Raw genomic sequence first — 26,329 nt, 5'->3', positions numbered from 1 at the left:
TTTACAAGTTACTCAAACAATTAAGGAGCAACTTAATAGTTCCCCCTTAATCTTTATTATAATTATTTCTCTATTACACTCATTATGCTTTTTTCTTCATTTTTTATGTTTGGTACGTAGCTCTTTAGTACTGTAAAATTACCAACTAATTCGTAATCTCCAAGAGCTGCTGGAATGAAGATACTATCTCCCATAAGTATTTTTTCTTCTCCACCACTATATTTAATTACACCGTTTCCTTCAACACATGTAAATAAATAAAATCTTTCCTCATCGCTCTTTTCTTTTACAGATGTAGTAATTTTATATTTTTGTATTGTAAAATATTCGTCTAAACAAAGATATGATTTATCATACCCATCTCTTTCAATTAGAATTCCTTTTGAATTTTCCCCTTTAAGAGAAAAATCTATTACATCTAATGCCTTTTCTACATGAATTTCACGGCCTCTATTATAGTCGTAAACTCTATATGTAGTGTCACTATTTTGTTGAATTTCAGCAATTAATACCCCTTCACATATAGCATGAACCAATCCGCTTTGCACAAAGAAAAAGTCGCCTTTTTTAACCGGAATCTTATTTAAGTACTTATCTAATTCCCCTTCTTCTATTGCTTTCTTAAATTTTTCCTTATCGCAATCTTTTGTTCCCACTATTAATGAAGCATTTTCTTCTGCATCAACTACATACCAAGCTTCTGTCTTTCCAGAATCTTTTTCAACCTTATTTGCATACTCATCATCAGGATGGACTTGGACTGAAAGTTTATCTTCTGCTGTTATTAGTTTAATTAAAAGTGGAAATTCTTTAGTACTTATTTCAGTACCTAAAAGTTTTTCTCCATATAAATTTATTATTTCATCAAATGTTCTACCTTTTAATTCTCCATTTTCTACTTTACCAGTCCCATTTTTATGACAAGCTATATCCCAACTTTCTCCTATTACACCTTCTGGAACATTATTTCTAAATTTCTCTAGGTGCTTTCCACCCCATATTCTCTCGTAATATAGGTTTTCAAACTTAATTGGATACATACTACTCTCCCCCTATCAAATGACTATTTTATACTTGTTTCCAAGTTTGTATTATATAAATAATTATCTTAATAAAATAATTTTAAATCTGGTATTTTTAATGTTGCCCCGTTTCTTTTATTATATGCATCAGATAAATTCCTTACTCTATTATAATTTTCGCTTATTGTATCTTTATCCTCTTCACTTGTTTTATCATTTATGCCATCATATGCTGCCTTAAAATTAACTAGACCTCTACTTAAATCTCCTTCTATAGCTACATAATAACATCCAGCATTATTTAGCGTTAGTATATCATTTTTATCAATAGCATATGCCGCTCTTATTTCCTTAAGAGCATCCTCACCTTTTTCTTTATTTAAATACACAGTTCCTAGAGCCCTATGATATTTAATTTCTTTTGAGTTTATTGCTATACTCTTTTTCAATAAATCTATAGCTTCGTCTTGTCTTTGATTTGCTACTTTAATTAATGCCATATTATAATATACTTCTGCATCATTAGGATTCATTTTAGATGCTAAGGTATAATAGTATAATGCCCTAGAACTATCCTTAACTGTATTTCCATAATACTCTGCTAATTTAATTAATATATTATAATTAAAAGGTTCCTTATATAAAGCAGTTCTAAAATACGGCTCTGCATTTTCACTCTTATCTTGTTTCTCCATTATCTCTGGCATCAAGAATCCATAGTTATCTGCATAGTCTTTGTTTAGAGATATACTCTTTTCGCAATTCTTAAGTGCATCATCATAATTTTCATCATCATAATCTTCCAATGACATTGCGTGATATCCTATAAATGAGTTTGGATCACTCTTTATCATTTCATTTATAACATCTCTAGCTTTTTCTGATTCACCTAAATTCTGATATGTATTAGATTTAATAAGTGCTAAATTTATACTTCCAACATCCTTATCTTCTAATTCACTAATTAAATTATTAGCTTTTTCAGCAGAATCCTTATCTTTAGAATAAATCTCTGCTTGCCACATCTTATATGCAAGTTCACCTGAATCTTTTTTCTCAAGTGCTGAAATCTTATTTAAAATGTCATTCTTATTATATTCCGCAATTTGTGTTATTACATCAAAAACCTTAACTTCATTTTTATCTTTATGCCATGCATCTTTTAATAATAAAAGTCCTTGATCTAAATTATTCATCATCATATTCATTCTAGCTAAATCTGCCAAATCAGATGCATTTTCATCATCTCTTGGGTAGTTATCAATTATTTCTTTCATTTTATCTTTCTTATCATTTGCCATATAAATACTAAACATTGTCTTTAACAAATTCTTATCTGTTGGGTAATCCATCAAAAACAATTCGCCATATTGTAATGCCTTATCATAATCTCCGTTCATAAAAGACGTAAACACTATGTAATTGGTAAGTTCTCTATCTTTAGACTCAAAATTTTCTATATTTTTTTGCTTCTTACCATCAACTATCTTATTTCTAGCTAAATAAACTTTTGTAAGAAGCTCATTCGAATCTGCAAAATCTCCTTTTACTGAATAAATTTCTGCAATCTTTAAATTCCATATTGGCCATTCATCTTTTTCTTGATACTTATTATATTCTTCAATCGCAGCATCATACTTATCATTATAAAAATTCTCTTCAGCACTGTTAGCTGCAATAGTAAGCTTATCTTTTGATGGCTCAATTCTAGATTTAGAGATTACATTGGTTATCATAACTGCACTTAGACAAATTACTATAATTACAGGTGGAGTAAAATATCTGTCTTTCTTGAGGTCGCTTATGTATCTAAAATACTTACTTTTTTTCAAATCATTTATGTACGTAAAATATTTGCTATTTTTAAAATCGTTTATATACTCTATAACTGATTTCTTCACGAATAAATCACACCTTACTTTTATAATCAATTCATACTTGTCCTCTATTTTAACAAACTTTGATATAAAAATCTACTTTTTGACTAACATTCATTAAATTGTAACTATATATTCATAAATATATTAAAACTTTTACATTTTAAATCAATAAACTACTAGATTAAAATTTTTAATACAATATCGAATTAAATTTTCTGCCTTTAAATATTCCTATATCATTAATATTTTGTATTCTCCTTATTGCTAAAAAAGAGCAAGATTTTAATCCTGCTCTTTTTTAGTGCTTTAAATGCTATTTTTTAGATAATTATACATTAAATCTAAAGTTAACAACATCTCCGTCTTGCATTATATAGTCTTTTCCTTCTAGTCTAAACTTACCTTTTTCCTTAGCTGCAGCTTCTGAACCACATTCAACTAAATCATTATAAGAAACCACTTCTGCTCTTATAAATCCTCTTTCGATATCAGAGTGAATCTTACCTGCCGCTGCTGGTGCTTTAGTTCCTCTTTTGATTGTCCAAGCTCTTACTTCTTGTACTCCGGCTGTTAAGAAACTCATAAGCCCAAGTAATTTGTAGCTAGCTTCAATTAATTTATCTAATCCTGATTCATCTAAACCATATTCACCTAACATTTCAGCTTTTTCTTCATCATCAAGACCTGATAATTCTTCTTCAATTTTAGCACTTACAACCATAACTTCTGAATTTTCACTAGCTGCATATTCCTTAACTCTTTTAACATAATCATTATCAAAATTACCTTCCATAACATCATCCTCAGAGATGTTACAAGCATATAGAACTGGCTTTGAAGTAATTAAAAATAAACTCTTTATAAATGCCTCTTCTTCATCAGTAACTTCTAAAGTTCTAACTGGTTTGTTTGCTTCTAAATGTTCTTTAATTCTTTCCATTACTCCATATTCAAATTTAGCAGTCTTATCACCAGATCTTGCAAGCTTTATAGATTTTTCCATTCTTCTCTCTAAAACTTCTAAGTCTGAAAAAATTAATTCTAAATTTATAGTTTCTATATCTCTTATAGGATCAACAGAACCTTCAACATGAACAACATTTCCATCATCAAAACATCTTACAACATGAACAATTGCTGCAACTTCTCTGATATGAGATAAAAACTTATTTCCTAAACCTTCACCCTTTGAAGCCCCTTTAACTAATCCTGCTATATCATAAAATTCTATTGCTGTATATACCTTTTTCTTTGTATTATACATTTTTTCTAAAACGTCTAATCTTTTATCTGGAACACTTACTACACCAACATTTGGCTCAATTGTACAGAATGGATAATTAGCTGATTCAGCCCCAGCCTTTGTTATTGCATTAAACAACGTACTTTTACCTACATTTGGTAAACCTACCATACCTAATTTCATCTATGTACATTCCTTTCTCACTTTTAACTTCTAACTTTTAATATACCTTTAAAAATTATACTCTAGAACCTTTTTTATTTCAACTTTATATTATTACAAAAGGCATATTCAGGCATCTGTAATAATCAATTACCATAGAAAAATTATATGCAAAGATACTGCACTTAATAGTAATGTAAAAAAACTAATTATATCTATATTATAAATATTTAATTTTCCATAAACTTACGTTTAAATAATTATATGATTTACCTGATAAGCGACATATATGCAAGTATTCCTTTTGAACTAAAATTATATATAATTTACCACGGTTATTCCTACCCAATGTTCAAATACTATACTTGGTTAATCATTTATTCAATATCTTCAATTGAATTTTATCTTATGTCTAGCTACTGTAATATAACACTTCTTTAAGTGGGAGATAACAATGGCACGATTCTAGATAAATTCAACTAAGATTCAGTTGTGGATCAAACTCCACCTGAATCAGTTTCACTTTATATTTTTCTTGAATAAATCTGAATTAAATATATAAATTTTTAAGATTGAAGGTGAGAAAATGAATAAGTCTATAAAATCTTTAATTGCTCTTTCTTTAGCAATGAATTTAATTACTCTTGTTCCTACAAAGCCTGCAATTGCTGCAAGTGATAATGAGATCGATTCAAATGAATGTTTTCAAGAAGATGGCGTGTTTGGAGATATTTTAGATGTTGATAACATAAGAGATATTTTTTCTTCTTTTAGTGATGAAGATGAACTTAACTGGTATTACGTTGGTAAAGGAAAAGATCAAATTGCGGAAGGCCCAAAGGAATCCGTTAGCTTCTTAAAAGAAAATTCTGCTTATTACCTAGGTGATACTTCAAAAAAAGTTCTATATCTTACTTTTGATGAAGGATATGAAAATGGTAACACTGGAAAGATTTTAGATATATTAAAAGAATACAAAGTCCCTGCTGCCTTTTTTGTTGTCAAACCATACATAGACACTCAACCAGAACTAATTAAACGTATGGTTGATGAAGGACATGTAGTTGGAAATCACACAGTTCATCATCCTTCTATGGCTCAAATACGTGATAAAGAAAAATTTGAGGCAGAATTTACTGGAGTAGAAAATGCTTTTAAAGAACTTACTGGTCAGGATATGCCTAAGTTTTTTAGACCACCAATGGGTAAGTATTCAAAAAAATCATTAGCAATGACAAAGGATTTAGGCTATAAGACTATATTCTGGAGTTTTGCCTATAAAGATTGGTTAGTAAATAATCAACCTTCAGAAAGTTATGCTGTGGAGAAAATATGCAAAGGTGCCCATCCAGGTTCCATAATGCTTCTACATGCTGTTTCAAACACAAATACAAAAGTATTGTCATCAGTTATTAAAACACTTCAGCAGGAAGGTTATGAATTTAAATCACTTAATGATCTACCTACAGAATAGTAAATTCAGCTATAGAATATATTAAAAATTCCATACAATGGTTGAATTCACTTAAACACTTTTAAAACAAGAATAACTATAGATATTCTATAAAAGTTATATCATTTTAGTATGTTTTGAATAAATCTTAGTTACATGCTAAAATGTTTTAACTTTTATTTTTTAATCTATAGTCATTTATTCATTGTTATTGCAAGTCAAGAAACTTCTCTGAACAATCTCCTAACCAGCTATTTTATATAATTATTATTTCATAAATTTACTTACATCTTCGCTTACTTTAACAGAAGAATTTTTTGATACAATAATATTCTTTATTACGCTAAAATCCTCTGCGCTATACGACATAGGATTAATTAAGTATGTGTCCTCCGCAGAATTTTTATTCTTCTTCTTATCATTTTTATAAAAGCTAATTATAAAAAAATCTTTCCTTTTATTTTTAGGCTCATTTCCTTTTCCTATAAAAATAGATTTTACATTACTATACTTAATCGATTTTATCAAATCATTATTCCTATAAAACTCTATTGCATCCTCTTTAATTAATATGTCCTGACTATATTCCACAAAAACAGAAAGTGCAGTAACTATTCCTGCAAAAAAAAGCACCCACATAGGAGCACTTTTTAATCCTCCTTGTAACGCTCCAAATATTATTCCTATAATTATCTCTATTATTGCAACCCCTATCATTACACCATTTTTTTTCTTTAAAACAATAGGAAATTTTTCTTTTTCCAATGCTAATTCCTCCTTAAAATTACTATAATATATAGACACACTAAGTGAGATCTGAACTTATTCATATAGATTATAATTGGTTTATGTATCTGTATTTGAAAATAAATAACAATATATACTCACTTAAAAATTATGCATATTTTTTATGTTAAAAGTACATATCTTATGTTAATAAATATTATACAGTATATATGCAATCTTTTTCAATACTTGTTAATATTATTCCTTAGTCCTTTATTAATCCCTAAATCACCAAAAAATTAAACGTATCAAAACCTCATATGAGCACAAAATATAAAAAAAGGAGGTGTATTATATGCCACGTAAAGATGGACCACACAAACCAGGATCAAGCAATCCAATGCAAAAAGGTGTAAGAAGGAGAAGACTTCATGCTAACCAAGATAATGTTGGCGATCCAAAAAATAGACCTGAATACGAAAATTTTGATGGAGAACCAATAGAATAAAAGAACATAAGAGATACTTACTTTAATTGAACCCTTGGTAAGTATCTCTTTTTATAATTAATGATTTTTGCATTGCTACATTTTTGGATAAATTATTTTATTTACTGTTTCTGTAATCAATTCTTTTTCTTTAGCTGATTTTTCTATAATACTATCCAATTCACTATCAAGTCTCTCAAAAAATTCTTCATTTCTGAGCCCATTCAAATTTACTTTAACATTTATTATGGAACTTTCTATAGAGCAATGTAGTAAAATTGCTGAAATTGCCAAATCTGATAATAACATCTTATTTCCATACTGTGCCATGATGTTAAGATTCTTATAAAATTCTAAGCTTTCTCTAGCTAAAATTAAAGGTGCTTCCATAGACTTTATAGTATTCTCTTTTATAGCTAATTTTCTCTCTTCTTTTTCTTCTTCAGTATCTTTAGGCAACTTATAAGAATCCATTAACTTCAAAAAGTTTTCTCTATCTTCTTCCATAAGTTCTAAGCTTCTTACAGTGAACTCTTTAGATTCCTTTTGAAATTTTGTTATACTTTCTTTTTCATCATCCTGAAGACTCATAAATGCCTTTTTGTCTACTGTCAGAGAATAAACCATAGAATTCAATGCACCAGATAATGCTGCAATAAGACCCGCTACACTTCCACCACCTGGAGCTGGCAAATCTGATTCTAATTCACCTAAAAATTGTTTTATAGTTTCGTCACAAAATTTCATATAATACTATTCCCCTATCTATAATCGTATTTTTTATATTCCTTATTGCTTATACCTAATCTATATTTTTATTGTCTAGAATCGATACTAGATAACCTAAGTATATCCAAAATATCATTGAAATAAAACTTATTGTATATACTAATACACTTTCAAATAAGTTTACTGCAAGAATACCTGCTATAATCGAAGTTATTATTGTCATCTGGTTTTTCTCTCTTCTGATTAACTTATCTAGATGTTGTATTATAAACATCAAAATCATTCCTATGAACAGAAGAAATAAAAGTAATGAAATAATTCCATTTACTGCGGCTATTTGCACGTAGATATTGTGCATCCCTCCAAGTTCAATTCCAGGTAAATAACTTCCTATTCTTGCGTTTCTCACCGCTTCTATAAGATTATTATTTCCCACACCAGTCAAAGGATTTTTTTCTATTACTACAGATGCCGAATTCCAAATAATATTCCTCTCTGTTGTAAAAGCCTCCAAATGACTTTTAACCATTTCAAAAAATGCTCCACAAAAAAGTATTGGTATTAAAACAAGTGCTGATCTAATATATTTATTTTTACTGTATATAAATATTGATAGATATATTACAGCTATTATTACCAAATATGCACTTCTTCCATGTGAACCAATCATAGTTACCGCTTGTAATATTATATTTCCTATCCACAACATCTTAAGCTTGTGACCTCTCGATATATAATTAAGGTATACACACATAACTATAGCTAGTGAAGATGCTATCGAAAGAGCATTTTCATTCTCAAAGACTCCCTTTGTACCTCCAAATACCACTTGTCCGATTTCTATATTTATTCCCGAATATCTCATTGCTAGCGATATAATAGAAGCAACTAGCATAAATATTACATAAAAATAAGTAATTATGTTCATCTCTTTAATAAGTTTCTTTTTGGATTTAAATACATCAACTGTGAATATTACTACAAATATAATTAAATTAACTATCCAAACTTTAATATTATCAACACTTCTATAAATAAAAATGTTAAATATTAAAGTTAGTATCATAAATAATGCCAATGGAATATCAAATTTATAAATTTTTCTTCTTTTATATCCTTCGATAACCATGAATAGAATTAAAAGTATCCCCCAAGCTAGTGTTATATTACTTAGAATTTTTCTTCCTGGCACATCTTTGAGCATAGTTACAAATGTTAAGCTTACAAATAAGTACAATAACTTAAAATAAAATTTATTATCTAAAAAATCATATATATTTTTAATTGCTTCTCTCATATACTTTTTTATACACTCCTTTTAGCTTTTCAACTAATACTTTTTCTGAATAGCTAAAAATTGTTTGTTCCCTAATTTTATATTTATCATACATTTTATGATTTTCTTTTATTTTTCTTAATGCTTCGGCTAAATCCTCCACATCATTCTTTTTAGCTATTATTCCATTATCTTCTTTTATAATATCTTCTGCGCCACCGTTATCAGCTCCAATTACTGGCTTTCCACATGCAAGCGCTTCAATGTATACAACTCCAAATGTCTCATGTTCAGATGGTAATGCAAATGCATCACATTTCTTCATTTCCTTTGAAACTTCTTCCCTCGATAAAGCTCCTAGAAGTATTACCTGCTTTTCAATATTCAATTCTTTAATAAGTGATTCCAATGATGGTTTAATGGTCCCGTCTCCACCAATTCTTAAGCTTACATTTTCATTTTTGAAAGCTCTAGAAAAAGCTTTAATTAAACATTCAATTCCCTTTCCTTCTTCAAGAAAAGCACATGAAAAAAATTTAAAATCTTCATCTATATCGGCACTCTTTTTAATATTTTCATCCACAGAAAATAGATTCAAATCTACCATGTTGTGAATAACTTCAACAGGCTTATTTACATATTCTTGAATTTCTCTTTTTAATCCAGACCCAACTGCAATCAAATAATCCGAATTCTCATAAGCATTGTAAATATATTTTTTATAACTTTCTCTAGCATACTTTGCATACTTAAGAGATGAATGTTCTGTTAATACTAATGGAACATTATATTTCTTACTTATATATGAAGCTGCTATTCCCCCCCAAAAGGCTGAATGAGCATGGATAATATCAACCTTTCCTTCATTTTTAACAATTTCTTGGTACATCTTATCCATTCTTTTATTGAAACTCTTAAACATTAATGGACTTTTAGGTAAATAATTATAATCTTTATACCTATAAGTTCTAAGGTTATCTTCTATATTAAAACTTATGCCTCTCTTTTCATGAATTTTTCCAAACATAGTAATAGGCCAAATTTCATTGTATGCAACAGTAATCTTCTCTCCACTATTTGAAAGAGCTTTAAATTGTTCCTTAAAAAAACTTCCATGAACTTTGTTTCTTGGAGATGAATACCAAGATGGAATAACCATTATGTGCATTTATTCACTTCCTTCTAATATATTGTTTAGCCTTTCCACAATTGAATTCCATTCATAATTAACATCTGGTTCACAATATATCTCATTATTTTTATGAATTTCTATTAATTTATAGATATGATTTTTTATTTCTTTACTATTATTCTCAGTTACAACACATTTTCTATGATTTTCTACCACTCTTTTAATCGGATCATCTTTATCCCCATAAATAACAAATATCCTACCCTTTGCCCCAAAATAGTCATAAATCTTGGCTGGTATTTGCTTTGAATTCTTATTACCAAATAAAAGCAAAACCTCTCCATTTAACATATATTTAAGCGCCTCATCAAATGGTATCCTAGGCGATACATTGGCTATTTCTAAATTTTGAAGTTTCTTCCTAGCCTCTATATCATCTATATTTCCAAAAAATAATACATTTAACTGGTTATATATCTCTAAGTTCTCTGCTTTTATTTCTTCAAGTGCTTTTACAAAAGGTCTTATATCTCTAAGTTTAGAAAATATTTCTCCTGTATAGATTATATTAAGTTTGTCTTTCTTTATAAGCTTAGGTTTTTCTTCATGTAATAATTTATCGTATAATTTCGCATCAAAACCTCTATTTAATATAAATGTCTTACTATTATCTAAAATATTATAATCTTTTAAATATTCATCTCTATTTGCATCAGTCACAAATATAAATTTATCTGCCAGATTAACAATATCTCTTTCCATATTTTTTTCTAGCACCTTTTTTACAATAAAAGATTTTTCTCTTGTTGAATCTTTAAGCCAAGGATCACTCCAATAAGTAATCCATGGTACATTTGGATAATGTTTTTTTATATAATAAGCACATAAATGCGAAGATGGCGGCTCATGCATAGAAAATATAACATCAAATTTTTCTTTCCCCATTAGCTCTATTCCATATCTTCCCGCTTTCCTTGCCCATGAATAATACATATCTGGTATCGCTAATGCATTTTTTATTTTCCGCAACACTTTTCTTCTATTGGTATTTCCTATTTTTGAAGGCGAATTATTGTAGCTTTCACTATTTTTGGGCATAAACTTTTTAAAGATAAGTCCACCATCAATAATATGCGTTTTGATTTTATCATTCATCATAGAGCGTAATACTTCATCATAATATATTGAATCTTTAGGAAAATTAACAGTCAGAAGATGTACTTCATTATTATTAATCTCACTTAACTTATTTAGATATTGTAAAGTTTCAATAGCTGCTGAATTATTTATCAATGGTGAATAGCAGGCAATAAATAATATCTTCATATACCATCCTCCTATCTCTTTATCTTTTTTAAGATTAATTCTTTTATTTCTATTAGCTCTTCAACCTTGAATAAATAACATAAACTAAGATATATAGCTGCTCCAATACTCGCTCCAAGTAATAGGATTGTAATTGAATTAAATTTATTTTTGAAGTAAATTAATAACGTTAAAAGTACCGCTCCCATGATTATTGAATTCATTATTATTATACTTACTTTTTTTAATATCTCTGTTATGTTAAAGCTTTTTTCTAATTTAATTATATTTATAAATAAGAGTACCGATGTTACTATCATAGCTATAACTGAAGCTAATGCTATTCCCATAATACCTATATACTTAGATAAAGTTATGCTAAATATTATGTTAATCACAACACCAATTATACCATTTATTGCTGTTACTTTTGTCTTTCCACTTGAGAATAAAGTTGAATTTAATATATCTCTTACTCCTGTAAAAAATATTCCTGCTCCATATCCTAGTAATGCAAGTGTTGTAATATTTATTGCATAACCAGTAAACGCTCCTCTAGCATAAACAATTGTTATTATGTCTCTACTAAATATCATAACGCCGACAGTAATTGGAATTAATAATATAGACAAATATATGATTGATTTCTTTAAAATTTCTAAAAATCCAAGTACATCTCCTCTATTTCTCATATTAGCCATAAGAGGATATGCTACGCTAGTGACCGATGTTGTTATAATTGCATTTATAAAAACAATTAACTTCTGAGCATAATTTAAAGCTGAAACCGAACCTTCTGGAAGTTTCAAAGCAATATACTGATCAACGGCCATATTTAGTGAGTTGGCTCCAGCTCCAATAATTACTGGAAGAATTAATACCATAATTGTTTTCAGTCTCTCATCTTTAAGATTTATAAAAAGTTTATATTTATATTGGTGTGTAACTAACGATGGTACCTGAACTGCTACTCTGAAAAAATTACCTATTACATTTGAAATAGTCAATCCTAAAATATCATAATTCTTAAACAACAATAAATATAATATCATAGGCAAATTAAAAAACAATCCTAAAATGGACGGAATTACAAAATCTTCATTTACTTGTAATAATGCTGTGAAACATGCATTAACAGATAAAAATAAAATATTTACAAGGGTTATTCTCAATAACTTTACTGCAATTAGTCCTGTTTCCTCAGCCGGTCCTAATATATGAACTATTTCCTTTGAAAAAAGACTTGTTATTGCAAAAAGAAATAATGATATAATAAAAAGTATATTTATTATGTTGTTTGCAAAATCATTCATCTCTTTTTGTCCCTTTTCAGCTCGAACCTTGCTAAGCATTGGCAAAAATGCGGTTGAAATTGCAAGTCCAACTAAAGTGAATATTGTCTCTGGTATAGATACTGCAATATTATAAGCATCAGTATATATTCCAGCACCAAAATTTTTAGCAATAAGCATATCTCTGGCAAAACCTAAAAATCTACTAATCAATGATACTATCATTATAATAAATGTAGATTTAATTAAGCTACTTCTTTGTTTCATTATTTTTCCTCTTCCTTAAACAGTATCATCCTTACTCTTTTAGCTAAGTTTTCTGAAATAACTAACAATAAGAATCTAGGAATAACAAGTAATCTTCTTATTCTAAATGGCTCTTTAATAACTCTGTATAACCATTCTAATCCCAAAGATATCATCCATTTTGGTGCTCTTTTAAGTTCACCTGCAAATATATCAAAAACACCACCTACACCCATAAAAATATGAATATTTGAATCGCCAATAATCTTTTCAATAAATATCTCTTGCCTTGGTGATCCCATTGCAACAAAAACGGCCCATGGATTCCCACTTTTTACATCTTCAATTATATCATTACAATTATTTAAATCAAAAAAACCATTATGAAAACCAGAAATCTTTAGTTTAGGAAACTCATTCTTTATATTTTCAACACATTTCTTAATAGTTTCTTCTTTTGAACCTAATAAATATATAGATCTTTCTTCTAAATTTGCTTTAATTAATATCTCTCTAAAGACATCTATTCCTGCTATCTTTTCTTTAACGGGCTCTCTTAATATCTTTGAAGCAATAACAGTTCCAACGCCATCAGGTATAATAATTGAACTCCCGCTTTCAAAATTCTTTTTAAGTACAGGATTATTTAATCCATTAAAGAGAACTTCTGGATTTCCCGATATTATATTTACCTTTTCAAAATTTTCAATATAGTTCATTAAAGCAGTTTTATCCCTATTAAAAATATTAAAATCAAGTATTTTCGTAAACATATTCTCTCCTAAAACTTAGGCAATGCACAATTCTCAATGCACAATTCTCAATTCCAGAATTAAACTCTTATTTTATTCTTAATTGTGCACTGTTAGTTGTGCATTGTGCACTGTACATTGACATTTTATTTTATTGTTCTATTTAACATTTGATCTATCTCTATTACTATATCATCTTCTGGAGCTATTTTCTTTGCAAGTTCTAAATGAATTTTTGCTTGCTCTTTATCTCCTAAGTTTATATAACACATTACTATATTAGTACAAATTTCAACTTCCTTCGAAGCTTCAAATGCTTTTCTAAAATATTTTATTGCTTCCTCATATTCACCAATGCAAGCATAATTCATTCCAAGCTCATTAACCGTTTCAAGGCTTCCTGATTCTATAGTAAGACTTTTATTCAAGTAATGAATAGCTTTATTATAGTTTTCAATTCTTCTATAACCGACACCTAGATAATAGTAAACTAAAGGATTTTCTTTGAATTCTTCGCTTAGTGGTAGTAACAATTCTATTGCCTTCTTAGGTTCATCTTTTAAATATTCAACAGCTTTCTCAAAATGACTTATATTAGTAATATCACCTATCATCTTATCAATTTCATCTGTTTTTTTGCCGCCCTTATTTATATACTCATTTATTTCCACTTCTGCACCTTTATAATCACCATCATCTTTAAGTATTAACGCATTATAAAGATGTGGTTCTGGAGATTTTTCAAACTTTTCCTTAAATTCTTCAATATCTTCTAATAAAATTTCCGAAAATCCAGAATCTTTTTCTCTTATTGTTTCTCCTACCGCTAGAAGCTTAGTTAAAATTTCTTCTTCTCTTGTATACCTATAAAGTCCCTTTAGCAAAATATACGCGTCTTCTAATCTATCTTTTTTTATTCTATCTGCAATAAGACTCTTCACACATTCTTCTGCATCTGGTATATAAGATAGAATTGTTCCATAATCATCATTATATTTGACATTTTCATCTGCTCCAAAAGTAATAAACATACCCTCTACAAAATAATATATAGGTAGATTACTTAATTTAATTTCGTCATTAACATTTGATACAACATAATCCGAGCTTATAGGCAAATACAGATCATCATTCTTAAAGTTAACGTCTTCTGGTATATTAAGGCTTCTTTTGAACCCTTCTTTATTCATTTCTAAAAATAATAATTTACTTAATTTATCTTTATACATTGTCTTGTAATTACTCATTTTACACCTCTTGTTTAAATCTCGCTTTATAGATATCCAACTCTAGAACTAAATTTATATGGTAACTTACCAAAATCATAAATATTTTGATTCCGAAAAGCTATGAAAATATATTTATGATTTCTAGTGAAGATACAAACTTAAAGTTTTAGCAACTTAGTAAGTATGTTCATCTAATAAGTCAAGTTATATGTTAAAGATCTAGTAAATATGTTTATCTAATAAGTCAAATATTTAATTATCATTATCAATACTTAATCAATCTATAATTTCAAAATTGAGAATGCGCAATTATTGAGCAGATTTCCCAGGAAATTTGTAATAATACAATTCTATAAATTTCTCAAAGGCATTTATTTCTTAATTGTGCAGTATACATTAATTTTATCAATTGTTTAAGTATTCATTAATAATAATTTGGAGACATTCACTTTTTGATTTCATAATTAAAGAAATTGCTATCACCAAAAGATGATAGCAATTTATAAGGAAACTCGACTCACATTCGTTCGCTGAGTAAGTGATTCACACAAAATCTAAGATTTTGGTTCTCTACTTAAGGAAACTCGACTCACATTCGTTCGCTGAGTACTCGCAGAGTAAGCGACCATCATCAAATCACAGATTTGGATGTCTGCTTAACTGATTCACACAAAATCTCAGATTTTGGTTCTCTACTTAAGGAAACTCGACTCACATTCGTTCGCTGAGTTCTCACAGAGTAAGCGATCATCATCAAATCACAGATTTGGATGTCTGCTTAACTGATTCACACAAAATCATAGATTTTGGCTCTCTACTTATGGAAACTTAGCTTAATTGTGAATTAATTATTTCCATTACTTTTTCTTTAAATGTAGCAATATCTTTCTCAGCATTGTCTAGGCTGCTGCTCTTAACTGCTAAATAAACTTTCATCTTTGGCTCTGTTCCTGATGGTCTTACTACAAAATATGAACCATCTTCTAAGATGTACTTTAATACATTTGACTTAGGTAAGTCAATAGGGGCCTTAGTGTTATTTACAGTGTTTTCCTCAACACTTAATTTGTAATCTAATCTTGTAATGATTTTCACACCATTAACTTCACTTACTGGATTATTTCTTAATGCTTCAATGCAGTTTGCTATCTTTTCTTGACCTTCTTTTCCTTTTAATTCTAATGATACAAGAGTTTCTTTAAAATATCCATACTTTTCATATAAATCTATTAATGCATCGTAAAGACTCTTTCCTTGTTCTTTATAATATAGGCACATTTCACATACTAACATTGCTGCAATAACAGCATCTTTATCACGTACAAAGTTTCCAGCAAGATATCCATAGCTTTCTTCAAATCCGAAGATATAGTCTCTATCTCCTGCATCTTCAAATTCTCTTATTTTTTCTCCAATGTACTTAAATCCTGTTAATACATCCATAATTTCAATATCAAAATCTTCAGCAATACTTCTAGCACCTTCTGTTGTTACTATTGTTTTAATTACAACACCATTCTGTGGCAATTTATTAGTTTCTTTCATTGAACTTAATATATAATTAGTTAATAGTAATCCTGTTTGGTTACCAGTTAATACCTTGTATTCTCCAGTGCTATCTTTAACTACAAGACCTATTCTATCGCAATCAGGATCAGTTCCAAAAATTATATCTGGATTTTCTGCTTTAGCCATCTTTAATGCTAATTCAAATACATCAGGATTTTCTGGATTAGGATATGATGCTGTTGGGAAATTTCCATCTGGTGCTTCTTGTTCCTTAACAACTTTAACATTGCTATAGCCTAATTCTTTTAATACAGTTCTTACTGGAACATTACCAGAACCATGAATAGGAGTATATATTACATTTAAATTGCTGGCTTTTTCTTTAACTAAATCTGTTCTTATAGTCAAGCCTTTAACTTTTTCATAGTAAACCTTATCTACATCTTCTCCAATATATTTTAATAGCCCTTTCTCTAAGGCAACATTTTCATCCATACTCTTAATTTTTGAGAAATCATCTACCGCTTTAACAGAGTTAATTATCATTTTTGCTTTTTCGTCTGTTACTTGGCCGCCGAATTCATCATAAACTTTATACCCATTGTAAATCTTTGGATTGTGAGATGCAGTAATTACTATACCACCACAACATTTTAATTCTCTAACTGTAAAAGACAATACAGGAGTTGGTCTTAAACTTTCATATAAATATACTTTTATATTATTTGCACATAAGTTAAGTGCAGCTGCTTTTGCAAATTCCTTAGACATATTTCTTGAATCATATGCAATTGCAACTGAAGGATCTTTAAAATTATCATTCAAGTAATTAGCAAATCCTTGAGTAGCTTGAGCAACAGTATATATATTCATTCTATTGCTTCCTGCACCTATTACCCCTCTTAATCCACCAGTCCCAAAATCTAAATCTTGGTAAAATCTATCTTCAATCTCCTTTTCGTCAGATATGCTCTTTAATTCATTCTTAGTTTCCTCATTAATAAAGTCAGAGTTAATCCACACGTTATACTTTTCCTTATAATTCATTTTCTGATCCCCTCTCTGTGTTTTTTCTCCTATACATTATACAATATTTATCCATAATATAAAAACACTTTTATATATTTTGCATCATATATAAAAACTTGGATGTATTGCCAAGCATTTTACCCTTCTAATCTATAATATTAACTGCAATAATTAAAATTATCCTAAAATATATCTTTGAAACAAGGTCACTTTTCATAATAATCATAAATTTACTATATAGATAAATAATTTAAAAATCCGATTCGCATCTTACAATAAACACCAAAATAAAAAGCAGGAACATTTTTATGCAGCAAGCATTTGAAAACGAGTTGTTAAAAGTGCTTAATTGTAGGTTGTTCGACTAATGCTTGTCACAACGAAATTGGGAACAAGCATTAGTAATGCAACCTGCAATTTAGTACTTTCAACGAAATTTTCATAGTCTTGCGAAATAATAACGTTTCTGCTTTTTTTATAATATTGCACTAATCTATATTACAAATTATTTATCTATATATACTATATTAAAATGGTTGATTATAATATTTAAAATTCAACTCTGTTTATCTGTAATTCTATTCTGCTTCTTCTTCCTTAGCTTTTTCTTCTTCACTTATTGATCCTATAACAGTTGATAAATCATCTAAAACTTCAATGCCTTCAGCAAATTTTAGGTTCTTAAAAGTATAAACTGTTCCTGCTTGTCCGCCAGAAACATCTAATTCAACATCCTTTGGTAAATCTTTTGCTTTACAAGATACCTTTACTAAATCTCTTTGAGTTTGTAATATTAATCCTTTGCTTTCTAAAATACCTTTACCAATAATCTTAATTAAGACTTCAGTATGCATTGTATCATTTGCTGCTACTTCTTCAAAATCAACATGAATTGCTTTATTTCCCAAGGCATTTCTTTGAATTTCCTTAATTACAGCGTTTCCTTTCCTTCCATCAAGATTAAATTTTACTATTCCATGCTCTCCACTAGCTGAGATTTCTTTTAATAATGATGATTCATCTACAGTAAATATTTCATTTCCTATTTCTTTTCCATAAATCACGCCTGGAATCTTGCCTTCTCTTCTTACCTTTCTAGCACCATGGCTAGCTGTTTTTATTCTTTTAGTTAAATTTAATTCCTCCATTATAAGTACCTCCTAAAAATTTATTTTTCATTTTCTTACAATGTATTTAATTCACATTTTAAGAATGTACATTCACGTTGGAATAAAATAAATAGGCCTATTGCATTTACAAGGTCTAATAGTTTTTCTAATATTAATTTTATCTGAAGAATTATGAAAAGATAAAATCAAGTTAGACTTACAATTAAACATTTAAAATCGCCTCTAATATTTATTGAATTTTTTATTTTCGTAATCTAATTACAATGTATATTATAGCACTTAATTACCAATTTACACAAAAAACAACAAGCTATATATTAATATAATAACTTGTTATTTTTATAAATTTAGTTTCTCTCAATTCTAACTTTACTTCCGCCCATACCTGATTCTGCAGGAGTAATCATAAGTTTCACTGGTACTCTATTCTTTATTGCTTCAACGTGACTTATTATGCCGACCTTTAATTTTTCATTATGAATCCTTTCTAATGAATTCATGACAACTTCAAGCAGATCGTCATCTAAGGTACCAAATCCTTCATCAAGGAAAAATAATTCTAATGGTGCTGTCCCCTTAAGCTGAATCTGTGCTGATAATGCCAAAGCTAATGATAAAGATGCTAAAAATGTTTCCCCTCCTGATAAAGTAGTAGAATCTCTCTTGGCTCCACCATTTTTATAATCTCTAATTATAAATCTGCTATTATCATCAACCTCTAGTCCATAATTTCCATGAGTTATCTCTTTTAATCTCTTAGATGCTTCAACTGAAACATACTTAAGCTTACTTGCTGCTACAAACTCAACAAATTTCTTTCCCTTAAATAACTTTTCTAAATCACCAAGAAGAGCCAATTTATGTTCTAGTTTCATCTTTTTATCTAAGAGGTCTTTCTGTTCTTCCAGCTTATTTTTTATGTTTTTTAATTCTTCATCTAACTTAATTTTCTCTTCATTAATTTCATTGAACTCTTTTTCTTTAATATCTTTTAAGAGTTTTATTTCTGTATATTCTTCTTCACTTAACTCTTTACCATCTATTTTATTAAGTAAACTTTCAATTGCTCCATTTACTTTTGATACTTCACTTTTATAACTTTCTACTTTTAATTTATAATCATTAATTTCTTCTTTTCCAATTATATTTTTTTTAACATCGTCAAGTGACTTAAAACCTTCACTGTCTATTGCAACTTCTAACTGAGCTTCTTCATCTTTTTTTCGTTTACTTAATTCTTTATATTTACTGATTACAGAAATTAATCTCTCATTGTTTTCATTAAATTCTTTCTCTATTTTATTTTTATTGTTTTCGCTTTCCTTAAACTCACTATTAATATTTTCAATATTCTCCTGAATTTTATGTAATAGTGAAACCAGATCATCTGCATTATCAACCTTATTCTTTATCGCTTGTATTTTTTCTTCTTTACTTTTTTCGTAACTACTTAATTCTGTATTATGCTTAGTTAAGTTTTCTTTTACTAATAGTACTTCATTACTTAAATTTTCTTTATTCTTTTCTAACTTTTCTATTAGCTCTCTATTAGCTTTAATAACCTTTGATAATCTTTCCCGCTCTTTTTCAACGGCTTTAATTTCTTCGCTTTTTTTATTAAAATCACTTACTAATGTCTTTGCTCTCAGCGAATCCAATCTATTTCTTAGAATATTCAATTCTTCTGTATTTTCTGTAATACTCTTTTCCAAATCTTCAAGCTGTCTTTGGTTAGTTCTAACTACTGCCCGTAATTCATTTATTTCTCCAGTTTTTATATTAATTTCATTCCTTAGCTTATTAACACTTTTTTCAAGTTCTTCTTTATCTTTAAAATAACTTTCTAAAGCTTTTTCTAAATCTATAAATCCCTGCTTTAACTCTTCCAAAGGTTTTTCCTTAAACGCAGTTCCAAGCTTTTCAATTTCTTCAAGATTAACTTTAATTTTTTCGTTAAAACTATTTATCTTAGTTTCACCTTGAGTTATTTTACTACTAATAATCTTTATTGAATTTTCTTTTAGTTTTATTTTTTCCTCTATATTCTCCACATCTTGAACTTCAAAGATCCTAATATTTTCTTTCATATGATGAGTTGAACCACATACAGGACATGTATCTCCATCTTTAAGTTCCTGTCTAAGAGTATGTGCTAAATTTTCTCTCATAATCTCCTTTTGAGTATTCTTTATTTCCTCTAGTTCTTTTTCAAGTTGCTTTTCTTCTTCTCTTCTACTTAATATATCTATTTGTAAGTTTTTTATCTCTTCTCTAGAGAAATCTATTTCTTTGTTCAGCTTTACATAACTACTCCATTTTTGCTCATTTTCCACTATCAACTGTTTTAAATTAACCAAATCTTTTTGTTCACCTGGCGAATTTTTAAGTAAAAACTCATATTGTTTCTCTTTATCTTCTAAACTCTTTTTTTCTTTATCTAAAACTTCTCTTAAAGCTTTTCCTTTAAGTATAGTTTCACTATTTTCTTTTTCAATAGCTGCTTTCTTTTGCTTATCCTTAACTAGAATTCCATTTATTTTTTCTAACTTTTCTTCTACAATTATTCCTTCTTGAACTGCCTCTTTTAAGCTTTCTTCAATTTTCAAGTTATCATATGTTTTTTCGTCTTCTTTTATTAATTTATTTTTATTACTTATTTCTTCTTCTATTTTAATGAGCTCACTCTGTATACTATTATTTTTAGCATCACATTCTTTAATTTGTGCCTTTAATAAATCTATTTTATTTTCTATCTCACGTATCAAATTCTTTTCTTCAATAGCATCTTTAACTTTTTGTTCCTGCATCATTAATTGAGGAAGTTTATTCTCTTTTTTATCTTTTGCCATACACCAAAGTTGCTCGATTTTTTCTTTTTCTTCTTTTATATTATCTATCTTTAATTTTAATTCTTCTAACTCAATCTCATTTTTATCAAAGGCTTTTCTAGTGCTTTCAAATGCATTTAAATAAGGTAGCACCTTTGCGCCTGCTTCACCTAGCTTTATCTTTTCTAGATATGAATTTATCTTTTCCTCTTTTTCCTTTAATTTTTGTTCTTTATTTTTATACTCTAATAAATCAAGCTGTAGCTTCCATATTTCTTCATTTTCTTTATGCTTCTTTTCTATTATATCTAATTCCTTTTTCAAAGCTTCCAGCTTATTTTTTAATTCATTAAAAGAATCTTCCTTTTCTTTTAATTTTTCTGGACTTACATCGTTGTATCCACTTAATTGTCCAGCCAAAATATTGCTATCAGTTCGCTCTTTGCTTATCTTTGCACTAAGTTTTCTGGATAAATTGTCTCCAAATTGTTGAAGGTTAAACAACCTTTCAAGCATATCACGCCTATCTTTGCCTTCAAGCTTTAAGAATTCACTAAACTTACCCTGAGGTAAAACAACAGTTCTTGAGAAATCTTCTAAATTAAGACCTACTATCTCCTCAACTTTCTTATTTATAGTTTTAACTCCATCTGCTAAAATTTCTTCTTCTGAACTTGTTACTTCAACGATTTTACACTTTCCAGAGCTTATTCCTCCATCTTTTTTTCTTTTAAACTCCCTATCAATGATATATTTTCTTATTTCACTACCTGATATTTGAAACTCAAAATTTACATTTAATCTGTCACAATTAGTATTTATAAAATTGGAGCTTTTTCTTGATACATTTCCATATAATGCTAAAGTTATTCCATCTAATATAGTTGATTTCCCACTTCCAGTAGGTCCAAAGATTCCAAAAAATCCTCTGTCTGTTAATTTATCAAAATCTATAATTTGTTCATCCATGAAGCTATTTAAGCCCTTAATCCTCAATTTGATTGGTCTCATCTGTTTCACCCTCTTCATTTATAATTGATAAAAGCAATTCCATAACTTCACCTTCTGGAGGAGTCCCCCTTTCTTTAAGATAAAACTCCTTAAATATTTCCTCAAACGATTTTTCACTTAAGTTTAATTCACTCTCTTCTTCTAGTCCCTTAACCTTAGGCATTATTTCTAATATATCTGCTTTTAATTCTTTCATTTGCTTTATTTCATCTTCTCTTATGTATCTATCTGTACTTATTTCTAAATACACCCAGCAATCTTTATCTTTATTTTCAGCACATCGTAATATTGCATCTTCAATACTTGAGCATTTCCAAATTTCTATTGGTTTATATACCCTTAAGCTTATTTCTTGTATGTCACATTCTTCATTAGCTTTTGCATCAACTATATAACATCTCTTTTCAAAGCTAATCTCTTTTTTGTTATAGTGAATTGGTGACCCACAATACCTTGCTCTTTTATCCGTTCCTGGAACTATTTGTGGTTTATGCACATGCCCTAATGCTATATACTGTGCTTCCTTAGGAAAACAACTTCCATCTACTATATAAGCACCTCCTAATTGGATGCTTCTTTCAGAACCACCTTCCTCACTTCCCATTGCAAATAGATGCGATATTATAAGATTAATTGTATCTTCTCTAAAATGACTTTTTAACGAATTGAATAAAGAAAATATCTTATCACTATAGGATTTAGCTTTTTCCTCTTCATCTTCCATATAGTTATAAATAACTTCATTCAATCTTTTCTCACTTGGATAAGGCACAGTTAAAATAACTGCTTTTTCATTATTAATTTCAACTTCCACATACCCTTCTCCTGATGACAAAACTTTATGTTTCCCATACTCACCACAAGTAACTATAGTTTTTGGTGTCCCAACCATAATAATTCCATGATCACGAGCAAGTGGACCTGCCGCAACCAATCTCTCTGGATTATCATGATTTCCTGATATAACCAAAGTAAGTCTCTCTCCATTTTTCGATAATCTCTTTAAAGTATCATAAAACATTTTTTCTGCCCTTGCCGGAGGGTTTGGATTATCATAAACGTCTCCCGCAATCATTATTAAATCTATATTATTCTCTTCTACAATCTTAACAAAATCATTTAAAAACTCTTCTTGCTCATCCATTCGGCTTTGTCCTTCTAAATTCTTGCCCAAATGCCAATCAGCTGTATGCAATATTCTCAAATCATATCTCCTCCCCGTTAGGACCAATTTATATTTACATTATAGCCTACTTAAATAGATTTTTTCCAATACTATTTTGTGGATATATATGTCCAGATTGAATTATTCTAATCATTTCCATGTGTACCCATACATTTGATAAATTTTAGATATATTAATATAATAATTTTATTATTTGTATTGAGTTTTATTGTATAAAGCATGCTAGATATAAAAACAAAGACTATAAAAACCTGTATTTATATACAGTAATTAATTTATAAAAAGGTAGGTAATATTTATGGAAAGAAGTAAATCTTTAAATACTAGCGAACTAGTATTAATGGGGCTAATGATTGCTTTAACCTATATCGCAGGAAGCATAATTAAAATTCCATCAGTTGGAGGCTTCGTCCAAATAGGCGACTGCATGGTATTCTTATCTGTAATAGTTCTAGGTAAGAAAAAAGGAGCAATTTCAAGTGCTCTTGGCATGTTTCTTGTTGACGCATTAGGTGGATATTATTTTTGGGCACCATTTACACTAGTTATTAAATGGGGAATGGCTTATATTGCAGGATTCATATTGGAAAAAATGTCAGAAAACAAAGTTACTGTAAGGTATACAATTGCATTTGTATCCAGTGGTATATTTATGGTGATTGCATATTTTTTTGCTGGAATAATAATATCAGGTTTTTTAACAGAAAAAATTGGGCTAATACAAGGAATAGCATATTCAGCTAAGGATATATTAGGGAACATAATCCAAGTATCTACTGGCATAGTAATTGCATTGCCATTAAGTGCAGTTGTATCAAAAGCGAAACAAACTGTATTCGCTCATTAGACTTCGCTTCTATAAATCATTTAAATTTTTATAACAGAAAATTTTAAAATTTTCTATCACTAAAAGTCTCAGGAGATTCCGTATCCTGAGATTTTTTTATCTGCATTTTCAAATTCAACTAAGAGATATCTAGGCGATGAATATATTTTCCTTTTTGTTCTCTTTTAAAATGTCCCCCTCTGAATTAACTTTATTAATAATTTATGCTTCATGGTGGGCTAGATTCCTCCTATTTCACTCCAATGCAATCTTATATAATAAAAAGTGACTATATCATAATAATTAAAAAACTTAATATGATACAGTCACGGTAATTCATAAATTTTCAACCTCTATTTTATGCTCTGTTCTCCTCTGTCTTAGAACTTTCCATTATTTTAGGCATTATCATTGATGAAAATAACGATATAACAGCTATTCCTATAAGTATTATAAATAAAAAATGTAACGAACTGTTTAATGAAAGTTTTATCTGTTGATCAGTTACCGCTGAATTATACAAATTACTTGGATCAACTCCATTTATTCCTAATTGAGTAAAATACTTAATTATATATATATTAAATATACTACCAAATATGCTTACTCCTATAGTTTGACCTATTGTTTTAAGCAATGAATTAGCTGCAGTCGCAGCACCTCTCTTGTTATATTCTACTGACTCTTGAATTATTATTGTTAAAGTTGTAAATGCTCCACCAAATCCAAATCCCATTATGAAAGCATATATTATTACTAATAATATAGAAGATTCTGCATTCAATGTAGGCAATAACGCTGTACTAATTAGTAAGATAACATTAGATATAAGTATTACTATTTTCCCACCAAACTTTACTATGCACTTTCCTAAAATTACTGCAGCTATAAGCCAAGCAAATGACATGGGAGCTAGTGACAAGCCTGATATCTTAGCACTATATCCAAGTACATTTTGTATGTATATTGGGAGATAAACATCCGAACCCATTAATATAGCTGAAGCCAAGAAGCTTATTAAATTCACAATTGAACTTGTCTTTGTAAATATATCAAAAGGAATAATTGGCTCTTTTGCTTTTCTTTCAATTATACAGAATGCAACCAGTAATATAACCGTTGCAATGACGGATAATAAAATAAATAGGTTATTGCTGGAACTCATATCTTCATTTGATAAGAAAATATTTAAAAATATAACCATCGCCAGTGATAAAGTTATAATTCCTGCAAAATCTATGCTATGTTTTTTCTTTTCGAATACCTCATCTAAATTTCTTTGAATAAGTACAACTGATATTATTCCAAAGGGAAGGTTTATAAAAAATATCCAATGCCAAGATAATAAATCTATTAAAATTCCTCCCAAAAATGGCCCTACTAAACTTGCAATTCCCCAAACAGAACTTATTATTCCTTGGATCTTTGGTCTTTCCTCTAATGTAAATACATCTCCAATAATTGTATATGTAACTGTAAATATTGCTCCAGCACCTATTCCTTGTATAGCTCTAGCTCCTATCAGCATGTACATAGTTTGCGATAATCCACATAAAAAGCTTCCAATTAAAAATATTATTATTCCAATTGAAAGCATATTTTTCCTTCCATATAGATCTGATAGTTTCCCATATATAGGAGTAGTAATAGCAGAAGTTAGTAAATATACTGAAAAAACTGAACTAATAATTTCAAATCCTTGTAAATCCTTCACTATTGTTGGTATAGCTGTCGTTACAACAGTTCCTTCGACCGCTCCTAAAAACATTGCCACCATTAATGCTGCTGCAATGCTTCTTTTTCTTGAATTCATCTTTAAATCACTTCCTTATAAATTTCCTTTGTTTATTTTAAGGTCAACTTTATAATTATATAT

General features: G+C 28.8%; 19 protein-coding genes. 3 read left to right on the top strand and 16 right to left on the bottom strand.

From position 1 onward, the window contains the following. Positions 1 to 62 precede the first annotated feature (62 nt). The 3 genes from PZA12_RS05335 to ychF all read right to left on the bottom strand — a co-directional run bounded on the left by PZA12_RS05335 (position 63) and on the right by ychF (position 4,328). On the bottom strand, positions 63 to 1,040 hold the full coding sequence (locus PZA12_RS05335; RefSeq protein ID WP_077843662.1) for a type I phosphomannose isomerase catalytic subunit: 978 nt from the start codon (positions 1,038 to 1,040) through the stop codon (positions 63 to 65). 68 nt (positions 1,041 to 1,108) lie between these two features. Beyond that, positions 1,109 to 2,923 carry a tetratricopeptide repeat protein gene (locus PZA12_RS05330; RefSeq protein WP_103698175.1) on the bottom strand — a complete coding sequence of 605 codons (1,815 nt, stop codon included), beginning with the start codon at positions 2,921 to 2,923 and terminating at the stop codon, positions 1,109 to 1,111. Between the two features lie 307 nt (positions 2,924 to 3,230). Beyond that, complete coding sequence (gene ychF / locus PZA12_RS05325) at positions 3,231 to 4,328, bottom strand: redox-regulated ATPase YchF (RefSeq protein ID WP_103698174.1); 1,098 nt, start codon at positions 4,326 to 4,328, stop codon at positions 3,231 to 3,233. A 565-nt stretch (positions 4,329 to 4,893) separates the two neighbouring features. Here ychF and pdaA point away from each other — a divergent pair. Next, positions 4,894 to 5,781, top strand: a complete 888-nt coding sequence (pdaA, locus tag PZA12_RS05320; protein WP_078116447.1) for a delta-lactam-biosynthetic de-N-acetylase — start codon at positions 4,894 to 4,896, stop codon at positions 5,779 to 5,781. Positions 5,782 to 6,027: 246 nt separating this feature from the next. Here pdaA and PZA12_RS05315 read toward each other — a convergent pair whose 3' ends face one another. After that, positions 6,028 to 6,525 (bottom strand): hypothetical protein, encoded by a 498-nt coding sequence (locus PZA12_RS05315; RefSeq protein ID WP_078116448.1) that lies wholly within the window; start codon positions 6,523 to 6,525, stop codon positions 6,028 to 6,030. Between the two features lie 316 nt (positions 6,526 to 6,841). Here PZA12_RS05315 and PZA12_RS05310 point away from each other — a divergent pair, with 316 nt between their 5' ends. Continuing rightward, positions 6,842 to 6,994, top strand: a complete 153-nt coding sequence (locus PZA12_RS05310; protein ID WP_168980941.1) for a clostri-philic family protein — start codon at positions 6,842 to 6,844, stop codon at positions 6,992 to 6,994. Positions 6,995 to 7,069: 75 nt separating this feature from the next. On the opposite strand, the gene PZA12_RS05305 is transcribed toward PZA12_RS05310, so the two are convergent. The 11 genes from PZA12_RS05305 to PZA12_RS05255 all read right to left on the bottom strand — a co-directional run bounded on the left by PZA12_RS05305 (position 7,070) and on the right by PZA12_RS05255 (position 23,645). Beyond that, a complete protein-coding gene (locus tag PZA12_RS05305; RefSeq protein ID WP_077843666.1) occupies positions 7,070 to 7,720 on the bottom strand; it encodes a cyclodeaminase/cyclohydrolase family protein in 651 nt (216 codons plus the stop codon). A gap of 55 nt (positions 7,721 to 7,775) precedes the next feature. Continuing rightward, positions 7,776 to 8,999, bottom strand: a complete 1,224-nt coding sequence (locus tag PZA12_RS05300) for an O-antigen ligase family protein (RefSeq protein WP_078116449.1) — start codon at positions 8,997 to 8,999, stop codon at positions 7,776 to 7,778. Next, the gene (locus PZA12_RS05295) at positions 8,983 to 10,146 is read right to left on the bottom strand and encodes a glycosyltransferase (RefSeq protein ID WP_077843668.1); all 1,164 of its coding nucleotides are present in this window, start codon (positions 10,144 to 10,146) and stop codon (positions 8,983 to 8,985) included. The genes PZA12_RS05300 and PZA12_RS05295 overlap by 17 nt, the downstream gene beginning before the upstream one ends. Beyond that, positions 10,147 to 11,436, bottom strand: coding sequence for a glycosyl transferase group 1 (locus PZA12_RS05290; protein ID WP_077843669.1), 1,290 nt, complete (start codon positions 11,434 to 11,436; stop codon positions 10,147 to 10,149). An 11-nt stretch (positions 11,437 to 11,447) separates the two neighbouring features. Next, positions 11,448 to 12,974 (bottom strand): murein biosynthesis integral membrane protein MurJ, encoded by a 1,527-nt coding sequence (gene murJ / locus PZA12_RS05285; RefSeq protein WP_077843670.1) that lies wholly within the window; start codon positions 12,972 to 12,974, stop codon positions 11,448 to 11,450. Next, entirely contained in the window at positions 12,974 to 13,726 is a 753-nt protein-coding gene (locus PZA12_RS05280; RefSeq protein WP_077839588.1) for a WecB/TagA/CpsF family glycosyltransferase, read from the bottom strand. Before PZA12_RS05280 ends, murJ begins: the two co-directional genes overlap by 1 nt. Before the next feature lie 125 nt (positions 13,727 to 13,851). After that, entirely contained in the window at positions 13,852 to 14,952 is a 1,101-nt protein-coding gene (locus PZA12_RS05275; protein ID WP_077839589.1) for a tetratricopeptide repeat protein, read from the bottom strand. Positions 14,953 to 15,762: 810 nt separating this feature from the next. Beyond that, entirely contained in the window at positions 15,763 to 17,490 is a 1,728-nt protein-coding gene (locus PZA12_RS05270; RefSeq protein ID WP_103698173.1) for a phospho-sugar mutase, read from the bottom strand. A 560-nt stretch (positions 17,491 to 18,050) separates the two neighbouring features. Beyond that, positions 18,051 to 18,620 carry a 50S ribosomal protein L25 gene (locus PZA12_RS05265; protein WP_077843674.1) on the bottom strand — a complete coding sequence of 190 codons (570 nt, stop codon included), beginning with the start codon at positions 18,618 to 18,620 and terminating at the stop codon, positions 18,051 to 18,053. Positions 18,621 to 18,949: 329 nt separating this feature from the next. Further along, entirely contained in the window at positions 18,950 to 22,441 is a 3,492-nt protein-coding gene (locus PZA12_RS05260) for an AAA family ATPase (RefSeq protein ID WP_103698172.1), read from the bottom strand. Beyond that, positions 22,416 to 23,645 (bottom strand): exonuclease SbcCD subunit D, encoded by a 1,230-nt coding sequence (locus PZA12_RS05255; RefSeq protein WP_103698171.1) that lies wholly within the window; start codon positions 23,643 to 23,645, stop codon positions 22,416 to 22,418. The genes PZA12_RS05260 and PZA12_RS05255 overlap by 26 nt, the downstream gene beginning before the upstream one ends. 280 nt (positions 23,646 to 23,925) lie before the next feature. Between PZA12_RS05255 and PZA12_RS05250 the strand changes: the two genes are divergently transcribed. After that, positions 23,926 to 24,474, top strand: a complete 549-nt coding sequence (locus tag PZA12_RS05250; protein ID WP_077838175.1) for an ECF transporter S component — start codon at positions 23,926 to 23,928, stop codon at positions 24,472 to 24,474. Between the two features lie 337 nt (positions 24,475 to 24,811). Here the strand turns inward: PZA12_RS05250 and PZA12_RS05245 are convergent, their stop codons facing one another. Continuing rightward, the gene (locus PZA12_RS05245; protein ID WP_078116456.1) at positions 24,812 to 26,266 is read right to left on the bottom strand and encodes an MDR family MFS transporter; all 1,455 of its coding nucleotides are present in this window, start codon (positions 26,264 to 26,266) and stop codon (positions 24,812 to 24,814) included. Positions 26,267 to 26,329: the final 63 nt, after the last annotated feature.

The organism is Clostridium beijerinckii, from assembly GCF_036699995.1.
Classification (GTDB): Bacteria; Bacillota; Clostridia; order Clostridiales; family Clostridiaceae; genus Clostridium; species Clostridium helianthi.
This window is presented reverse-complemented; position numbering and strand designations above follow the sequence as displayed.

What these genes read in the sequence shown, in the direction of transcription:
- murJ (WP_077843670.1), bottom strand. Translation starts at nt 12,974, where the DNA reads ATGAAACAAAGAAGTAGCTTAATTAAATCTACATTTATTATAATGATA.
- pdaA (WP_078116447.1), top strand. Translation starts at nt 4,894, where the DNA reads ATGAATAAGTCTATAAAATCTTTAATTGCTCTTTCTTTAGCAATGAAT.
- PZA12_RS05305 (WP_077843666.1), bottom strand. Translation starts at nt 7,720, where the DNA reads ATGAAATTTTGTGACGAAACTATAAAACAATTTTTAGGTGAATTAGAA.
- PZA12_RS05300 (WP_078116449.1), bottom strand. Translation starts at nt 8,999, where the DNA reads ATGAGAGAAGCAATTAAAAATATATATGATTTTTTAGATAATAAATTT.
- PZA12_RS05280 (WP_077839588.1), bottom strand. Translation starts at nt 13,726, where the DNA reads ATGTTTACGAAAATACTTGATTTTAATATTTTTAATAGGGATAAAACT.
- ychF (WP_103698174.1), bottom strand. Translation starts at nt 4,328, where the DNA reads ATGAAATTAGGTATGGTAGGTTTACCAAATGTAGGTAAAAGTACGTTG.
- PZA12_RS05260 (WP_103698172.1), bottom strand. Translation starts at nt 22,441, where the DNA reads ATGAGACCAATCAAATTGAGGATTAAGGGCTTAAATAGCTTCATGGAT.
- PZA12_RS05275 (WP_077839589.1), bottom strand. Translation starts at nt 14,952, where the DNA reads ATGAGTAATTACAAGACAATGTATAAAGATAAATTAAGTAAATTATTA.
- PZA12_RS05335 (WP_077843662.1), bottom strand. Translation starts at nt 1,040, where the DNA reads ATGTATCCAATTAAGTTTGAAAACCTATATTACGAGAGAATATGGGGT.
- PZA12_RS05295 (WP_077843668.1), bottom strand. Translation starts at nt 10,146, where the DNA reads ATGCACATAATGGTTATTCCATCTTGGTATTCATCTCCAAGAAACAAA.
- PZA12_RS05290 (WP_077843669.1), bottom strand. Translation starts at nt 11,436, where the DNA reads ATGAAGATATTATTTATTGCCTGCTATTCACCATTGATAAATAATTCA.
- PZA12_RS05265 (WP_077843674.1), bottom strand. Translation starts at nt 18,620, where the DNA reads ATGGAGGAATTAAATTTAACTAAAAGAATAAAAACAGCTAGCCATGGT.
- PZA12_RS05270 (WP_103698173.1), bottom strand. Translation starts at nt 17,490, where the DNA reads ATGAATTATAAGGAAAAGTATAACGTGTGGATTAACTCTGACTTTATT.
- PZA12_RS05245 (WP_078116456.1), bottom strand. Translation starts at nt 26,266, where the DNA reads ATGAATTCAAGAAAAAGAAGCATTGCAGCAGCATTAATGGTGGCAATG.
- PZA12_RS05310 (WP_168980941.1), top strand. Translation starts at nt 6,842, where the DNA reads ATGCCACGTAAAGATGGACCACACAAACCAGGATCAAGCAATCCAATG.
- PZA12_RS05250 (WP_077838175.1), top strand. Translation starts at nt 23,926, where the DNA reads ATGGAAAGAAGTAAATCTTTAAATACTAGCGAACTAGTATTAATGGGG.